Here is a 14,370-nt window from a genome sequence, read left to right on the forward strand (position 1 = left end):
ATCCAGGATTTTCGCCGATCCTTCACCGTTTCGCCAGGGGTTCATCGCGCAGAGAATTCATGGACCATCTGCACAAGTGCACGCACGTGATCCACCGGTGTGTGCGGCAGGATCCCATGGCCCAGGTTGAAGATGTGGCCTGGCCGCCCCGCCGCCTGGTCGAGAATCCGGCGCGTCTGGCGTCCGATCTCGGCGAGGGGTGCGAACAGGACGACCGGATCGAGATTCCCCTGCACGGCGACCTCAGGCCCAAGCCGCTCCCAGCCGGCGTCTAGCTCGACCCGCCAATCGAGGCCGATGACCGTCCCCCCGGCGTCGCGCTGAAGTTCCAGCAAGGTCGCGGTGTCGGTGCCGAAATGGATCGCCGGCACCTCCGGAACGATCTGCGAGAACAGCCGCCGCATGTGGGGCTGAACGAATCGACGGTAGTCGTCCGGCCCGAGCGCTCCGACCCACGAGTCGAAGATCTGCACCGCCTGGGCGCCGGCCGCAACCTGGGCGTTAAGGTATCGGGCCGTCGAGTCGGTCAGGATCGTCATCAAGGCGTTCCAGGCCCCGGGATCCGAGTACATGAACGCCTTGGCCTTCTCGTAGTGCCGCGAGCTTCCCCCCTCGATCGCGTAACAGGCCAGAGTGAACGGCGCCCCGGCGAAACCGATCAGGGGGATGTTCGCGGGCAGTTCGGCCCGAATGCGTCGAACGGCCTCGTAGACGTACCCCAGCGATGAGACGTCGGTCAGCGGCTCCATGCCGGCCAGGTCGCCGACCGACCGGACCGGGTTGTGGATGACCGGCCCCTCCCCCTTGGAGAACTCCAGGTCGAAGCCCAGCGGTTCCAGGATGAGGAGGATGTCGGCGAAGAGGATGGCCGCGTCCACCCCCAGCGTCTCGGCGGCGAAGACCGTCGTCTCGGCGGCCAGCTCGGGGTTCTTGCACAGTTCGAGGAACGAGACCTTGGAGCGGAGCGAGCGATACTCGGACATGTATCGGCCCGCCTGCCGCATCAGCCAGACCGGGGTGGCGTCGACTGGCTCGCGGCGACAAGCCCGCAGGAAGCGGCTGTTCCAGAGGGCGTCCGGGATGGTCCGTTCCTGGGTGGGGAGGTCGCTCGGCATGGCGGGTCGTCTCGCGGGCGGAAGAAGGCGGATCGAGCCCCCTATCCTAGCCGACCGCCCCCCAATCCCGCGAGGCTCCCCTCTTGGCGGAGGAGAGCAAGCCGGGTCCGTCCTCTGGCCCATCCTTGCCCCACCTGCGGCTTCGCTTTGGCTTCGATCGCTCCGAACCAGGCCGCCGAACCAGACCGCAAACTCCTGAAAGACAACCCGTTACGTCGACAACCATTCTGGCTTCGTTCGCGCGAGTCTGCGCCCGATCGACGAGTCAACCAGCCGAGACGATCAACCTCTCCTATGCCCCCGCCCAGACGTCGTCCGCCTTCGCCTTCGGCTTCGATATTGGGTTGGTTCGCGCCCGCCATTCAGCCTCTGCGACAAACGCAAACCCATAAAGGTATGCAACTTACGCCGATCAAAACTGTGGCTTCGTTCGGACGGAAACCAGGCATGCCCCCCTCAACGCCCCCCGAGAAAGGCAGCTCTGGTTGCCATGGCCACGCTTGCGTGGCCATGAACCGACGTGGGCGACCGCGAGTCCCTCGCCCATCACATGGCCACGCAAGCGTGGCCATGGCACCCAACCCCAACCTCGGACTCAGAAATGCCTTCCGGCGGATGGCTTCGAGCGAGGTTCGACCTAAGCCCCACAGCCCTGCATCTACCCGCGGCCGTGCATGCAATCCCACCGAGATGTCAAAGAACGCGCCCAGAGCGATCCACTCTGTGTAGATCCTACCCTCAAACGCTCCCACCTGATCGCCGCCCCGCCCGGATCCGAGCGATTGGCTTGCCGCGAGATCCCACACCGATGCAACCCACCGCATGTCAGGCTTCCGGCGGCCCCATCTTCGACGGGTTGAAGGCTCGGAGGTACACCAGTCCGCCGGCCAGGAGGATGGCCCCCCACCAGAGGTCGGCGTGCAGCGAGGCCAGTTTCACGTTCGGCGGATACGCCAGGCCGTACAGCCCCGCGGCAAGGATCATGACGCCGTAGATGGTCAGCATCAGGCCCACGAAAAACCAGATCGAGAGTCGACCGCCCTGGACCACAAGAGGCCCCCTTTTCTTGGAGTATGTCCCAAAGGCTCCGGGCGCGATCAACGGCCTTCCCCCCTCGCGGGGGAAGGTGGCCCGAAGGGCCGGATGAGGGGGATGATCGGCGTCGGATCCGCGTTCAACGAGTCGTTCGCAATCCCACGCCGGTCGTCCCCCTCAATCTGACCGCTTCACAGTCTGTCTTCCCCCTCCAGGGGGGAAGACTGTAGGTCGCAACCCTTCATCCGATGGGACGGATTCTTACCAGAAGACCACGTTGAGGATGACGAAGACGATCGCGACCACCGTCGCCCAGACAGCGGGGCGCTCGTACCAGGGGGCCGCTTCCTCGTGGGGGATCTCGGTGCAGCCGTAGACCAGACCCACCAGTTCGGAATCGGGCTTGGGTTTCGTCGCATAGCTGACCGCCACGGTCACGATGACGCAGACGAGCCACGACCAGAGCCCCCGGTACATGTTCTCGGCCATCGCCTGAGCGTGCTTGGAGAGGGCGACGATCGCCAGGGCGCTCGGGTCCAGCCGCACCCACAGCCACATCCCGATCGACGCCAGCGTCCCGGCCAGCAGGCCGTAGAAACCGCCCGCCGGAGTGGCCCGCTTCCAGAGCATGCCCAGCAAGACCGTCCCGAACAACGGTGCGATGAAGAAGCTGAAGAGGGCCTGCACGTAGTCCATGATGCTGGCGAACTGCATCACCAGGTACGCCGCGCCGATGCTCACAAAGACGCCCAGGACCGTGCAGATCCGGCCGTGCGTCAGATAATGGGAGTCGCTGGCGTTCTTGTGGATGTAGGCCCGGTAGACGTCATACGTCCAGACGGTCGCGAAGGCGCTGACGTTGCCGGCCATCCCGGCCATGAACCCGGCGATCAGGGCCGTGATTCCCAGGCCGAGGAGCCCCGGGCCGCAATACCGGGCCAGCATCAGCGGCAGGACCTCGTTGTAGCTGTGGCCCCCCTGCTTCAGGGCGTCGGCCTCGGGGAGTAGCTTGACGTCGAGCAAGGCCAGCCCCAGTAGGCCGGGGAGGATCACGATGAACGGCACGGCCATCTTGAACGCCGCACCGATGATCGGGGCCGTCTTGGCGGCTCGGAGATCCTTGGCCGCCAGCACGCGCTGAACGACCAGGAAGTCGGTCGTCCAGTAGCCGAACGAGATCACCCATCCCAGGCCCAGGACGATCCCCGTCCAGTGGATGCCCATCGGGTTGTCCTGGAACGACCCCAGCGTGCTCCAGAGGTGGACGTAATCGCCACGTCCCGTCTGCTCGGCGATCCTCGCCTTCAGCCCTTCCCAGCCGCCGACCTCGTAGAGGCCGAGGATCGGCACCAGCATCGCCCCGGCCCAGATCAGGACGAACTGCAACACCTCATTGAAGATCGCCGACTTGAGCCCGCCGAGCGCCACGTAAGCGGCGACGGTCAGCGACGAAACCCAGATGCTGAAGTGAATGTCCCAGCCCAGGACGACCTTCATCACCAGGGCCATCGAGTACATGTTGATCCCGCTCATCAGGATCGTCATGAACGCGAACGAGAGGGCCGCGAACCCTCGGCTGGCCTCGCCGAACCGAAGTTGCAGATAACCCGGGACGGAGTGGGTCTTGGAGATGTAGTAGAACGGCATCATCACCAGGCCGAGGAAGAGCATGGCCGGGATCGCGCCGATCCAGTACCAGTGCGTCCCCAGAATGCCGTACTGATAGGCCGCCGCCGCCCACCCCATCAACTCCAGCGAGCCCAGGTTTGCCGAGAGGAAGCTCAGGCCGGCGATCCAGGCCGTCATCTCGCGGCCGGCGAGAAAGAAGTCCTCGCCCGTGGTCGTCTGCTGCTTCAGGTACCAGCCGATGCCCAGCACCATAAGGAAGTAGACGACGATGATCGCCATATCGAGGAGGCCCAGGGAGATCAGCGGGGCCTCCGCGACGGCCTGGGCGAGTATCCAAGGGGGAGCAAGCGGTCCGGTCATCGTGCGTGTCTCGATTCGATCGAGGGAATGGATAGAGAACTATCGCGGTTGACTCTGGAATGGCATACGCAACCTGAAAACATCGCGATCTGTGGATCGGATCGGCACGAGGCTGTCCCCAAGAGTGCTCGGCGAGCGCTCCGACGTCTTCCCCCCTGGAGGGGGAAGACAGACCGCGGAGCGGTCAGTTGAGGGGGACGACCGGCGTGGGATCACGAACGACTCGTTGAACGCGGATCCGACGCCGATCATCCCCCTCATCCGGCCCTTCGGGCCACCTTCCCCCTCCAGGGGGGAAGGCCGTTGAGGACCACCTCCGAGGCACCTGTGAAACGGTCTCCAAGGCGTCCGGGCGAGCCGCCCGGACCACCGGTCGACAAACTCGTCTTCTGCCTACGACTCCTTTGAAAACCGCTGTAACGACGTGTCTGCTTCAGCCCTGGTACTCGGCTCCTGCGCCGTGACGAGCGACGACCTCGGCGATCTCGCGACGCGCCTGCGCGGCCAGCTCGGGGACGGCCGCGACGACCTCCCAGCGAGCGAGGCCGTTCTCGCTCTGAGAAACTCTCTGACAGACCTGGAGCCAGTCGGCCGGCAGGACGGTCCCGCTGCCGACGTCGAAGGAAAGCCCTCGCCTGAGCAGGGTGGCCTCCAGGTCCATGCCGTTCTTCATCCGGCTCATCGCCCGCGCGCCGACGGCCTCGAAGTGGCCGCGGACGGCGTCGAGCGCGTCCTGCCGCTGGTCGTCGGTCGGGAACTTGTAGCCCCACTCGCGCTCGCGGGCCGTCGTCTTCTGGATCTCGAACATCCGGTCGAAGCGTGCTGGGTCCTCGGACCAGACTCGGGCGATCAGGAGAGCCAGGTAGAGGGTGTTCTCGGTGCAGTAGCGACCGCGGCCGTCGGGAGAAAACGCCTCATAGAAGTGGGCCGATTCCTCGACGCAGCCGATCCGCTTCGGATCGTCGATGAGGCTCTGCTTGATCTGCGAATGGCCGTTGCGGATCACGTCGACCGACAGTCCGCAGCGGGCCATCTCGACGATCGCCAGCGGGTTGCACTTGAGGTCGGCGAAAACCCCCAGGCCGTCGCCCGGGAACCGCTTGCGGATCTCCGGGAGGATCGCCGCGTAAACGAAGCTGGAGGAGAGGTACGAGCCTTCGCCGCGGTAGACGTCCAGCCGGTCGCCGTCGCCGTCGAAGAACATGCCGGCGAGGAAGCCGCCGGCCGTCATCGCCTCGATCCCCTCGCGGATCACGGCCTGCTTGACCGGGTTCGGGTCGCCCAGCGGGAACGCGCCGTCGGCCGCGAAGTGGAGCGGATGCAAATCCGCGCCGGCCTTGGTGAAGGCGAGCACCATCTCCCGGCCCGCCGCACCGAAGAGGTAGTCGTGGAAGAACCTCGCCCCCTTGAGCGAGCCCGGCTCGACGCCCGCCAGGTCCATGCTGAATGCGACGTAGTCGTCGATGTAGTCCTCGGCCGTGATCCGACCCGTTGAGGACGCGGCCGACGACTTGCCGGCCTCGTAGATCGCCTGGATCGAGTCGAGCCCTCCGTCAGGCCCGATGGCGCGGGCGATCGGTGCGACGTTCGGCCCCAGGATCTTCCGCCCGGTGTCGCCGGCCGGATTGTGCGAGGCCCCCACCATCACGGCCGCCAGCTCAGGCCGGCGCATCGCCGCGTAGTAGAAGGCCGACGTGGAGGTCACGCCCGGCAGCCAGACCACGTCCAGCCCCGCCCGGCGGTAGACCTCGGCGGCAATTGTCAGGTATTTCGGCCCCGTCGAGCGGGCGTCGTGCGCCAGGGTGACGCCGGTCGTCTTGAGGACGTCGCGGAAGTAGACGGCCTCGGCGTGCGCCAGTCGCTCGGCCAACTCGGGCGTGAGGTCGGCCGACGGCGTGCGGATGTCGTAGGCTCGGAACATCGACAGGTTCAAGGCGTCGGACACGTCATCGGTCCTTTAATCAATCGAGGGTATGCACCCGCGTCCCGAACTGGCATGCCCCCGGCGACGAGCCCTCGAAGACGTAGGCCGTCCGGCCGGTCTCCCGAGCATAGCGGTCGGCGATTTCCTGGACCGCGTCGCCGGCGTTGGACCAGCCCAGGATTGCGACCGTCCCGCCGCTGCCGCCGCCGGTGATCTTGGCCCCGTACAGGCCCCATTCGGGGCCGGCCTGGCGGACCATCGCCACCAGACGATCGGTCCCGTCCGAGCCCAGCCCGCAACTCGAATAACTGTCGTGCGACAGGTACATGAGGACGCCCATCTCCCGGAGCGCATCCTCGGCGTGGGCCTCTTCCACCAGTTCGCCGAACCGTCGCACGCGGTCGTTCTCGTACACCGGATGCGACGTCGGCTTCCTCACGGCGTAGGTCCGGGATGGATCGATGCGTGTGACAGGATCCGTCAGGCCCCGATGGCTTGCCAGAAACTCGGCCCCGGACATGGTCTCGGGAAGACGGTCGCGGAAACGGGCGTCGAATTCGGAGGGCTTCAGGTTCGTGAGGAAACCCTTCCAGTGGTGATCCTCAACACGAAGCACACCCGAAAGATCGACTTCCGAGACGGGCAGCCCCGCCAGGTCGGCGATGATCCGATAGCCCATAAAGGCCCCCGTCCGCACCGACCCATAATCGCCGCCGCCGACCGCGTGGCGAACGCCTGAGTCGATCCCCCAGAGGCCGATCATCGGCGAGATCGGGACGTACCCCTGAACCTCCGCCGGCTGGCAGAGGAGCGCGAGCAACTCATGCTCTCGCCCCAGGGCCGAAGCCATTTGATCCATGATCCCGCAAGGAGCGCCGACGACGTAGTTCTCGACTCGCTGGCAGAGGGTGGCCAGCCGCACTCCGTCCAGCTTCAGGCCGATCGCCCGGGCCACGGCCTGCATCGTCGCGACCTCGATCGCCGCCGACGAACTGACGCCCTTCCCCTCGGGCACCTCCGACCGCAGCAGGATCCGCATCCCGCGATCGAAGCGGGCCCGCTCCTCCTGGGCCAAAACCACGAGGACTCCGGCGAGATAAGCGGCCCAGGAACTCGCATGATCGCGGGTCAGGATCTCGCGGGCCTCTTGATAGGAAGCGGCAAGCAGGTCGTCGAGGTCGGAGCGGCTCATCTGGACCGATCGGCGATCACCGGGCTCGGCGGCTTCACTGACGACGAGCAGGCCCTCCCCTTCTCCGCCGGTCTGGACGGCGGCGAGGGCCGCTTCGCGGATCGGCATCTGGAGAACCAGCGAGCCCGAGTAGTCGGCGATGCCCCCCATCACGTCGAGTCGCCCTGGGGCGCGGGCGACCGCGATCGGGAGGCCGGGTTCGAAGAGGCCGCCGGCGGTCGTCGGGCGCAGCGATTCGATGAAGCGGTCGACGTCACACACCGTCGGCCCCCTTCGTCGCGTCGCGATGCTTGTAGTGAACGGTCGGCACGGCCAGCAGTTCGGCCGCCTTCTCCTCCGGGCAGGTATCGGATAGGAAGCTGCCGCCGCCGATCTCAGGTCCGGCCAGGTATTTCAACAGGCCGGGTTTTCTCAGGGGCGGATGGAACTCGATGTGGAAGTGAAACCCCTCGCGACGCATCCCGTCCGTCGGAGCCTGGTGCAAGGCCATCACGTAGGGGAACGACATCTCCCAGAGGTTGTCGAACCGGATGAGGACCTCATCGAGCACGAGGGCCAGATCGTCGATCTCCTTCGGCGAGAGATCGGCCAGGTTCTGGTGCGGCTCTTTGGGCGTGACGAAGGTCTCGTAGGCGTACCGGGCGAAGTAGGGGATGAAGCCGATGGCCGAGTCGTTCTCGGCGAGGATGCGACGGCCGTCGGCTTGCTCGGCGGCGATCACGTCCTGCATCAGCGTGCGACGGTTCTCGTTCCAGTACCGGCCGCCGATCTCCGCCTCGTTGGCGATCGTCTTGAAGACGAAGTTGGTGGCGTAGATCTGGCAGTGGGGGTGCGGGTTGGAGACGCCGACGACCTCCCCCTTGTTCTCGAACATCAAGACGTGATTCACCTCGGGCCGCGCCGCCAACTCGCGGTACTGCTCCTGCCAACAGGTCAGCAGGTCGACGGCCCCGCGACGTCCCAGCTCGGCGAGGGTCAGGTCGTGCCTCGGCGTGTAGCAGACGACGCGCGCGACGCCGGTCGCGGGCTCGACGCGGTACGGCTTCGGCGGCGGCGGGAAGTCCCGAGGCGCGTTCGGCCCGACGCAGGGCATGTCGTTATCGAAGACGAAGACGCCCTGATAATCCGGGTTGGCGACCCCGCCGACTCGCGCGTTGCGAGGACACAAGTAGCAGGTTGGGTCGTATTCAGGGACGACCTTGCCCGCCCCCTCGACGCTGCCCCCGGTCCAGGGTCGGTTGTTCCTGTGGGCGGCCACAACCACCCACTCCTCGCGCAAAGGATGCCAGCGCTGTTCCCAGGTCATAACCGACGACCCCGGCCGCTCCGACTCTGATTTGAAATGGGCCTCCCCATGCGACGGGGGGCCGAATCGCACACCGCCCACACTAACGGATGCGTTCAACGGCCGCCAGGATGCACTGGCGCAACAGCGCCGAACGAGGCGACGTTGGGCGACGTACCTATAATTAACAGCAACACCACGAGGAACACAGACGACCTCTCTCACGATCCAGGAAGGTAGACCGATTCAATGGACCATGATTTAGAAGGCACCACGACGCCCCTCGCGTCGTGTGGATCGACCGACGAATGCGGCTCGGACGGAACGGTGAATCGATCGAAGGCTCGAATCCTTCAGCACCTCTCCACCAATGGGGCGCGTCGAACCGAGCCGACCGAAGACGAGCAGTTGCTCAACCGACCGGCGATTCTCCCGCCGAGGGAGCCGCATCCCCAGGCCCCTGAGTTGGGTGCTTTCACCCATGAAGAGCCCTGGCGAGTTCTACGCATTCAAGGCGAGTTCGTTCACGGCATCAACGCGCTGGCCGAGGTCGGAGCGGGGGTGAGCGTCTTCGGCTCCGCCCGGCTCGGCGAGGACGAGCCCTATTATCAGGAAGCCCGCAAGCTCGGCCAGATGCTGGCCGAGGCAGGGTTCGCCGTGATCACCGGCGGCGGTCCCGGAATCATGGAAGCCGCCAACCGAGGCGCTCAGGAGGCCGGCGGCTACTCAATCGGGCTGAACATCCAACTCCCGTTCGAGCAGCACGGGAATCCTTACACCGACCTCTCGGTGAACTTCCGCTACTTCTTCGTCCGCAAGACGATGTTCGTCAAGTTCGCCGACGGCTTCGTGATCTTCCCCGGCGGCTTCGGAACGCTCGACGAGTTGTTCGAGAGCCTGACGCTGGTGCAGACGCGCAAGATCAAGCGGTTCCCGATCATCCTCTTCGGCTCGTCCTACTGGAAGGGCCTCATCGACTGGATCGTCGGCACGCTCCTGGAGCAAAAGACGATCTCGCCGGAAGACTTGAACCTCTTAATTGTCACGGATTCGCTCGATGAGGCGCGTGACGTTCTCGTAGAATGTTACCAGACGCGATGCTGGGAGGCCTGGAAGCACTCCATCGGGGCCAGCCTGGACGCCGACCCGCCGGGCGCCCCGGCGACGGCCGTCGACCCAGCCAAGTCCGACGCTGAGTAAGCCTAAACCGACCGACCGACCGTGAAGGACGAGCGACGATGAGAGACGCCAAGACGTCGGAGGCGCGGTCGACGGCCGTCGCCGAGCCCGGCTTCCCCGAGATCGACGCCAGCCTTCAAGCCGACGGACCGGCCGCGGCGATCGACCGCCTCGTCGAAGATCTCGACCGACGGGGCGAGTATCGCCTCCTCCTCGACGCGCTGCTCCTCAAGGCCCGTCACGACCTGGGGCTCCCCCTGATCCAGGTCGGTCGCTACGCCGACCTCCCGGAAGCCGACCGCCAGCGCTTCGAGGAGCGCTACGTCGAGGCCCTCCGGCGCGTCGGCGCGCGGTTCCTGGAGTCGGGCGACGTTCCCACCGCCTGGGCCTATTTCCAGGCGATCGGCGAGCCCGGCCCGGTTACGAAGGCGCTCGGCGAGATGCCGACGCCCGACGATCCCGACAAACTCGCCTCGTTGATCGAGGTCGCCTTCCACCACGGTGCGAACCCGGCGCGAGGCTTCGAGTGGATCCTTCAGTCCTACGGCCCCTGCTCGGCGATCACCTCGCTGGAACAGGCGACACCCGCCGACCCGACCGTGCGGACTGGCTGCATCGAAAAACTGATCGGCCATCTCCACCAGCAACTCGTCGAGAACATCCGCGCGGACATCACTCGTCGCGGCCAGCCCCAACCGCCGGCGAACGCCTCGATCGCCCAGTTGATCGCCGGCCGCGAATGGCTCTTCTCGGACGAGTCGTACCACACCGACGTCTCGCACCTGACCACGGTCGTCCGCTGGGCGGTCCAGGCGACGGCCCCCGAGGCGATCGCCAAGGCCGTCGACCTCGCTGAATACGGCCGCCGGCTGTCGCCCAGGCTCCAGTACGAATCGGCCCCGCCGTTCGAGCGGACGTTCGACGACCATCTGATCTACCTGAAGGCTCTCACCGGCCAGGACGTCGATGCGGCCGTCGCCCACTTCCAGGGCAAGCTGAACGAGTTCGACGGGGCCGAAGAGGACGACGTCCAGGCGACCATCCCCGCGCAGGTGCTGGTGAATCTGCTGGTGCGCGTCGGCCGGCCGGCCGAGGCCGTGGAGGTCGCCTCCAAACGACTGGTCGGCGTACCGGACGCCCTCCTCACCTGCCCCCCGATCGCCGAGTTGTGCCAGCGCTCGGGGAAGCTGGATCGACTGGCCGAGGCGGCCGTCCGGATGAAGCATCCGGTGCACTACCTCGCCGCACGCCTCCAGTCGTCGGGCTCGAACTGACGACGCCGCTCAATCCCGCGGATCGTCGTCGGAGTCGTCACTCCCGTCATCCCATCTCAGGCCGAGCGCCGCAAGCTCGTCGGCGGGGACTTGCTCGAAACGGCTGAGGAGGAAGTCCCGGCCCCAGTCCTCGTTCTCGATCGCCTCCAGCGGCGGGAGCGAGACGCCGGGCCGGGCGGCGAGGATCGCGTAAGCCTCGGCGACGCCCAGTTCGACCACGGGCTTCAGCTTCATCGACGGCCGCCCCACGACGAGGCCGTCGCGTCGACGTGGATCGGAGCCAACCGCCAGACGCCCTGGCCCGTTCGGATCCAGCGGTATCCTGCCGGCGCGCTCCAGTCGGTCCCTCCGGCATCCTCTCCGTTGCGACGTCGCTCCTCGGCCAGAACTCCCCGCTCCTCAGCGCCGGCCGCCATGTAGATGAACGCGGCCAGTGCGACGTGCATCAACTCCCAGTTCAGCAGGCTGTAGACGCCGAAACCGAGCGCCAGCGTTCGACCGACGGCCGCCGCGAAGCTCGTCGCCTTGCCTCGCCCGACCCACCCGCCCAGCAACGCCCGCAGGACGCGTCCGCCGTCCATCGGAAACGCCGGGATCATGTTGAAGGCGGCGAGCACCAGGTTCATCACCAGCAGATTGGCCATGAAGCCGCCCGCGCCAACAACCGACCCGACGCCGAGCGTCAGGCAGAGCCCGGCCGCGATCGCCAGGTTCACCGCCGGTCCAGCCAGGGCGATCAGCAACTCGACGCCCGGCGCGCGAGGCATTCGCGTCAACCGCGCCACCCCGCCGATCGGGTACAGAGTGATGTCCGCCGTCTCGATCCCGAAACGACGGGCCGTGAGGGCGTGGCCGAACTCATGGAGCAGGACACAGCCGAACATCGCCAGAACGAGCGGCAGGTTCTCCGCAACGCCTGGGAGGAGCAATATCAGCAGAAAAGTCGGATGCAGGAACACGTCGATCCCCGCGAACCGACCGAGTTTCCAGGACAGGCTCATCAGATGTCGTCATCCTTGGTCGAGAGGAGCCGCCGGACGTCGGCGGGCTTCTCATCGGTACACCTGTCATTCGACGTCAAAGGGTCGAATGTTCGCTTGAAAACGGTCGAGGGGAAGTGAAGAAGCCCGGCGGCGATCACGGCGATCGCCTCCGGGCTTCGACTCAAATCAAAAGCCTGGACCGCATTAGATGGTGAAGTGGAAGGTCTTGGTGACCATCCGCCACAGCCACCAGCCGAAGGTGTGGGTGCCGGCGTTGATCTTGGCGAACCCGCGCTGGCCGGGGTGGAACTCCAGGTTGGGGTTGTCGACGGGGATGATGACCTCGTAGACGGTCGACTGAGGCTTGACCTGGCCTGTCTTGGGATCGGGCTTGGCGGCGATTTCGCCCCCCGCCGCGTTGGAGAGCTCGGGAGGAATGTCCTCGCGGTTGCGCTTGGCGATCTGGGAGACCTCGGTCTTCACGGTCTTCTCCGAACGGCCGTAGACCTTCACCCAGGCGGTGGTTTTGTCGTCGAGTCGGATCAGGTCGATGTCCGACTGGTCGACGATCAAGTGGGCCTCCAGGTGGTGGGGGTCGGCGACCTCGCAGAACGGCTTGCCGGGCTTGATCCACTGGCCGAGCGTCTCGGGGTGGGGCAGACCGATGACCTGGCCGTCCTTGGGAGCGACGATGACGAGCTTGCCGAGTTGCTCGCTGATCTTGGCGAGAGCCGGCTCCAACTCGTCGGCCATGTCGGCGTTCTGACGGGCGAGGGCTCGGCCGTCGTTCTCCGTGCTCTGGTTGTACCAGAGAGCCTTGCGAGCGTAGACGTCGTGCTCCGACTGGCGCTGAATCAATTCTTTCTGCTTCTCACGGTTGACCAGCTTGGCGATGACGTCGCCTTCCTTCACATAGTCGCCGTCGCGGACGGCTAAATCGTAGAGCTGGCCCTCGACCTCGCAGTAGATCTCGTTCGGGTGGGCGGGCGAGAGAACCAACGTCCCCTGAACGCGCAGCGGGGTGGGGATCAAAAGGATTCCGGCCACGACGGCTGCGAACGCCGCGGCGAAGGCGGCCGCACGTGCTTTCTTCACTTTGCGCATCCTCCCGGGCGTGCGTAGGAACTTGAAAATCTGGTAGACGGGCATGGCCAAGAGCGGAATCAGCGAACCCAGAGCGAGCATGTAACTCACGGCCTGAAGCTTGTACGGCTTCAGGAACTGGGACAGGAAGAACAGGATGCTGAACGTCACCACCCAGCGATACACGTAGCTGGCGACCGCGTAGGTGACGAACAGGGTCCGCCGCGATCGAGGCAGATAGCTCTGAACGGGGACTTCCAACCCCAGCACCTTCTCCTGCAACAGGTAGGTGAAGAACTGGGTGCTCTTGATCCGCAGGTTGGGGATCTCCAGCCAGTCCGACATCACGTAGTAGCCGTCGTACCGCAGCAGCGGGTTGGCGTTGAAGAGGACCGTGTTCACCGAACATATAAACATAACGGCCATCGACAGGCTGTTCAGCAACCCTTGCTCGGTGTTGAACCAGACGAACGTCGCGATGCTGGCCAGGAACAGCTCGACGTAAATGCCGGCGGCCGAGATCCAGATCCGGTGCCACTTGTTGGGGAGCAGCCATGAGTCGGTCACGTCGCAGTAGAGCGCGGGCGTGAGGACCAGGAACAGCATCCCCATCTCGTGGACCTCGCCGCCGAAGTGCTTGGCGGTGAGGCCGTGGCCGAACTCGTGGATGATCTTCACGACGGCTAGACTGATCCAGAACGTGAAGATCGTCCACCAGTTGAAGAAGCTCTGAAACTCGGGGAGCTTGCCGTAGAACTGGCTCCACTGGCTGATCACCAGGGTGATCGCCGCGAGCATCAGGCCGACGCTCGCGGAGACGAACCAGGGGGTGTAGATCCAGCGGAAGTATGGGTACATCCAGGTCAAGAGCCGCTCAGGGTCGATGACCGGGATCTTGATGAACAGAATGTTGGCCAGGAACTGCCAGACCTTCTTCCACTTGTTCTTGCGGCGGCGGCGGATCAGGGCGGAAGCCTGCTCGGGGCTGTCGATGATGACGACGCCCGCCTCGTGAAGCTGGGCGACGAACCTCGTCAGGTCGTCGATCGAGATCGTCTGGGGCCGGTACTTGCGCTCGAAGGCCCGCTTGACGTCCTGGAGGTTGTTCTTGCCGTCGAACTGCTGGAGCAGGAAGTACTCCTCGATCTTGAATCGGAAGTACTTCAGCGCCAGCGGGTCCTTGACGACGTAGTGAGTCATCCCCTCGTAGAACTGGGGCTGCACCACCAGGTCGGGGCGGAACTTCACCCGCAGGTGTTCAGCGGCCTGCCCGAAGGGCGCCGGCGTTGTGGAAGGTGCTGCGCTCATCGA

At 65.5% G+C, this 14,370-nt stretch carries 11 protein-coding genes; 2 read left to right on the forward strand and 9 right to left on the reverse strand.

Annotation, left to right across the window (positions count from 1 at the left end):
- Positions 1–41 precede the first annotated feature (41 nt).
- The 6 genes from hemE to galT all read right to left on the reverse strand — a co-directional run bounded on the left by hemE (position 42) and on the right by galT (position 8,561).
- Positions 42–1,115, reverse strand: a complete 1,074-nt coding sequence (gene hemE, locus G5C50_RS04895; protein WP_165065850.1) for a uroporphyrinogen decarboxylase — start codon at positions 1,113–1,115, stop codon at positions 42–44.
- A gap of 825 nt (positions 1,116–1,940) precedes the next feature.
- On the reverse strand, positions 1,941–2,216 hold the full coding sequence (locus G5C50_RS04900) for a hypothetical protein (protein ID WP_206107582.1): 276 nt from the start codon (positions 2,214–2,216) through the stop codon (positions 1,941–1,943).
- A gap of 195 nt (positions 2,217–2,411) precedes the next feature.
- Positions 2,412–4,139 carry a sodium:solute symporter family protein gene (locus G5C50_RS04905; RefSeq protein WP_165065856.1) on the reverse strand — a complete coding sequence of 576 codons (1,728 nt, stop codon included), beginning with the start codon at positions 4,137–4,139 and terminating at the stop codon, positions 2,412–2,414.
- Positions 4,140–4,572: 433 nt separating this feature from the next.
- Positions 4,573–6,084, reverse strand: coding sequence for a phosphohexomutase domain-containing protein (locus tag G5C50_RS04910; protein WP_165065859.1), 1,512 nt, complete (start codon positions 6,082–6,084; stop codon positions 4,573–4,575).
- Positions 6,085–6,100: 16 nt separating this feature from the next.
- Entirely contained in the window at positions 6,101–7,516 is a 1,416-nt protein-coding gene (locus tag G5C50_RS04915) for a galactokinase (RefSeq protein ID WP_165065862.1), read from the reverse strand.
- Positions 7,509–8,561, reverse strand: a complete 1,053-nt coding sequence (gene galT / locus G5C50_RS04920; protein WP_165065865.1) for a galactose-1-phosphate uridylyltransferase — start codon at positions 8,559–8,561, stop codon at positions 7,509–7,511. Before galT ends, G5C50_RS04915 begins: the two co-directional genes overlap by 8 nt.
- Before the next feature lie 306 nt (positions 8,562–8,867).
- On the opposite strand from galT, the gene G5C50_RS04925 reads away from it, so the two are divergent.
- Together G5C50_RS04925 and G5C50_RS04930 are read left to right on the forward strand one after the other, a co-directional pair.
- Positions 8,868–9,740, forward strand: a complete 873-nt coding sequence (locus G5C50_RS04925; protein WP_240906969.1) for an LOG family protein — start codon at positions 8,868–8,870, stop codon at positions 9,738–9,740.
- A gap of 38 nt (positions 9,741–9,778) precedes the next feature.
- The gene (locus tag G5C50_RS04930) at positions 9,779–10,993 is read left to right on the forward strand and encodes a hypothetical protein (RefSeq protein ID WP_240906970.1); all 1,215 of its coding nucleotides are present in this window, start codon (positions 9,779–9,781) and stop codon (positions 10,991–10,993) included.
- A gap of 9 nt (positions 10,994–11,002) precedes the next feature.
- On the opposite strand, the gene G5C50_RS04935 is transcribed toward G5C50_RS04930, so the two are convergent.
- From G5C50_RS04935 to G5C50_RS04945, 3 genes are all read right to left on the reverse strand, one after another.
- Positions 11,003–11,227: a hypothetical protein gene (locus G5C50_RS04935; RefSeq protein WP_165065872.1), complete on the reverse strand. Its 225-nt coding sequence runs from the start codon at positions 11,225–11,227 to the stop codon at positions 11,003–11,005.
- On the reverse strand, positions 11,224–11,994 hold the full coding sequence (locus tag G5C50_RS04940; protein WP_165065875.1) for a site-2 protease family protein: 771 nt from the start codon (positions 11,992–11,994) through the stop codon (positions 11,224–11,226). Before G5C50_RS04940 ends, G5C50_RS04935 begins: the two co-directional genes overlap by 4 nt.
- Positions 11,995–12,180: 186 nt before the next feature.
- Positions 12,181–14,367, reverse strand: a complete 2,187-nt coding sequence (locus tag G5C50_RS04945) for an HlyD family efflux transporter periplasmic adaptor subunit (protein WP_165065878.1) — start codon at positions 14,365–14,367, stop codon at positions 12,181–12,183.
- Positions 14,368–14,370: the final 3 nt, after the last annotated feature.

The sequence above is a fragment of the Paludisphaera rhizosphaerae genome, from assembly GCF_011065895.1.
Lineage (GTDB): Bacteria > Planctomycetota > Planctomycetia > Isosphaerales > Isosphaeraceae > Paludisphaera > Paludisphaera rhizosphaerae.